The organism is Clostridium sp., assembly GCF_036569345.1.
Taxonomy (GTDB): domain Bacteria; phylum Bacillota; class Clostridia; order Clostridiales; family Clostridiaceae; genus Clostridium_AD.
This window is the reverse complement of the sequence record NZ_DATCQT010000014.1, coordinates 1-2502: the sequence shown is the minus strand read 5'-3', so window position 1 is coordinate 2502 and position 2502 is coordinate 1. Positions and strand designations below refer to the sequence as shown.

The 2502-nt window shown below is 31.7% G+C and carries 4 protein-coding genes; all 4 read right to left on the bottom strand.

Annotated elements, in window-relative coordinates:
- Positions 1-243 precede the first annotated feature (243 nt).
- Positions 244-480 (bottom strand): DUF2922 domain-containing protein, encoded by a 237-nt coding sequence (locus tag VIM70_RS00520; protein WP_331943021.1) that lies wholly within the window; start codon positions 478-480, stop codon positions 244-246.
- Positions 481-557: 77 nt separating this feature from the next.
- Positions 558-782, bottom strand: coding sequence for a DUF1659 domain-containing protein (locus VIM70_RS00515; RefSeq protein ID WP_331943019.1), 225 nt, complete (start codon positions 780-782; stop codon positions 558-560).
- Between the two features lie 83 nt (positions 783-865).
- Positions 866-1405 carry a sigma-70 family RNA polymerase sigma factor gene (locus VIM70_RS00510; RefSeq protein WP_331943017.1) on the bottom strand — a complete coding sequence of 180 codons (540 nt, stop codon included), beginning with the start codon at positions 1403-1405 and terminating at the stop codon, positions 866-868.
- Between the two features lie 61 nt (positions 1406-1466).
- Positions 1467-2502, bottom strand: a 1036-nt coding sequence (locus VIM70_RS00505; RefSeq protein WP_331943015.1) for a DnaD domain-containing protein, incomplete at its 5' end; no start/stop codon positions are given.

Genomic DNA, 2502 nt, shown 5'->3' with positions numbered 1-2502 from the left:
TGCTGCTTTTTCAAATGTTACTGTTCTACTAGTAAATAAGTTTAACGCAAAAGCTAGCCTAACCTTTTGGTCTATAGAATCCCCCGAAATTTTATTTAAAAAAGGTATAAACTCTTCTGGTAAAGTTACTTCAAATGTAGTCATTCACTACAAGCTATTATCATAAATAAAAGCACCTATAGCTTAAACACTTTTTTCAAAGTGTCTATTCTATAGATGCTCATTTACCCTGCTGCTATTTTCCTAAGCTAAAACAACTGTACTTGTAGCTGTCGAAACTATCTTAGCATCTTTCTTGCCAACTAAGTCACCATTGGATGATAAGAAAATGTTGTTTGAGATAACTAAATCCATAAGAGCCTTTACCTCAATTTCTGTCACTGTTGGCACTCCATCTACATCAGCTTTAATGTCATCTACAGTTAAAGTAAAATACTTCCCTTCTACAACTGTTAAAAACCTCATAATTAATTTATGCATATCATTATTCCTCCTTTAAATTGTTTAACTAAGGCATCTGAATTTTCAGCTTTTAATGAAAAACTATTCCATAAGTCTTATTCCATAAGTAAGCTAAACTGGTCTTGTCTGTCCAATGAAAATAATGGATAAGTTTTGATATTAGAGATAGCTTGTCCTATTGCAAATATGTCTGCATCCACTGCAGTAACTTTTAAATTACTTAGTGTTTTTGTTACAAACTGATCCTTGCCATCCTCGCCCACCCCTACTTTCATTGTCATCCTTAATGCACTTGCCACCTTTGAAGATACAATTGCCATACTAATCACTCCTTTCATTTTGTTTTCACTGAATATATATGACGTTCCATAATTTTGTGCGAAGTTTTCTGAAAAAATTTAATCTACATAAGATCTTTCAGTTTCTCTAGCGCTTTTTTCTTGATTCTTGTATATTGATAATAATTTTTATCACTATCGCTATCACAAGCAATTTCTCCTAGTGTATGTCCCAAAAGATAATACCTTTCTAGTACTGTACGTTCTAGTGGATCAAGAGTATCAAGAGCGAGATATAATTTTTTCACCTCATCATAGGCAATTACTTCATCCTCTAATGTAAATTCGTAATTTCCTGCGGAATCAAAATCTAACATATCATTGTTTGGCACTTCTCGAAAATGTTTAATTTCTCCCTTTAGAAGAGCTTTATAGTTCATCCTTATTGCATTTATGCAGTAGCCGCTAAAGCTGTTGCTACCTAGTTTGTACATTGCTATGACTTTTATAACGGATAGATATCCATGCTGGATTAGGTCTTCAAGTTCATAACCCGGAATGTGATACCTTGACGCCTCTTTAAGTATTAGATATTTGAATTTCTCTATAATCTGTTCCGCAGCTCCATCCTCTTTGTTTTTAGCCTTCTCAACTAGTTTTTCCATAATATATAACGCCTCCATAATTTTTAATATAGGGTATATTCAATAATGATTTTTCAGTAAGCTAACCCAATAACTGCTTTTCTAAAACATCAAAATCATAAGTTCTTTGTTCGTAATCGCAGAAATCACTCTTTTTCACTTTTAGGTTTAAATAGCTTGCCTTTTTACTATCCCAACTTTTTTGATAAGCTTTGACTTGATCAGCCGTTTCTATGCCATTGCTAATCCAGTTATTAATTATTTTAGTTATATACTTCATTGTTTTAGCATTGTAAATTACAGCCTCCTCTATTGCCATAATAACAACTTCACTAGTCACCTGATTTGTAAATTCAAGTATTTTTTTATTTTCAAAAGGAGTTATAGCATGTACATTTTCTTCAAATACTTTAATTATGTTTTTTAACCCAACAGACGTAGCATCAGAATTTACTTCTTCTTCTTTATTTATTAATTCTTTTTCTTTATTTATTACTTCTTCCTCTTTACTTCTTATTCTATTACTTGGTAGCCCCTTGCAAGCCCCTACTAAGGGGCTAGTAAGTGTTCTATAAATTGAAAATACCTTAGCCTCTCCAATTCCTTCTTTTTCTACGACATCATCTTTGTCTTCTGGTATCAAAAGTATTTCCTCAGTAATATTACCTGAACTATCGTATACGCAAGGCTTGTCCAGTTTTTCTAAATAACAATTCTTTGAAATTTTATCATTATCTATAATGATTTTTCTAAAAATCTTTTCCGCGTCTAATTCAGCGTCCTTACACTTTTTAAATAAAATTTCAAGAAATACTTTATTTTTAACCCTTTTCAGCTCTTTTTGAACTCCTATAATTGCATTATTGTTGTTAGGTGCGTTATATTTTATCCAATTTAACACCATAATTTCTTTAGTATCATCGCAGTATAAAATTTTCTCAAAATTGCAAAATCTTTTAATTAGCTGCTCTACATCATCTTTACTATAGCCTGTCTCTATTGCAATAAACTTAGGAGAGATTTCATAGATACCGCATTGAGTGGATTTTGTATTCGATATAAGATACAAATAAAAAAACTTTTCCTGTGGGGTAAGTTCAAGCACAAAGCTGTCACTC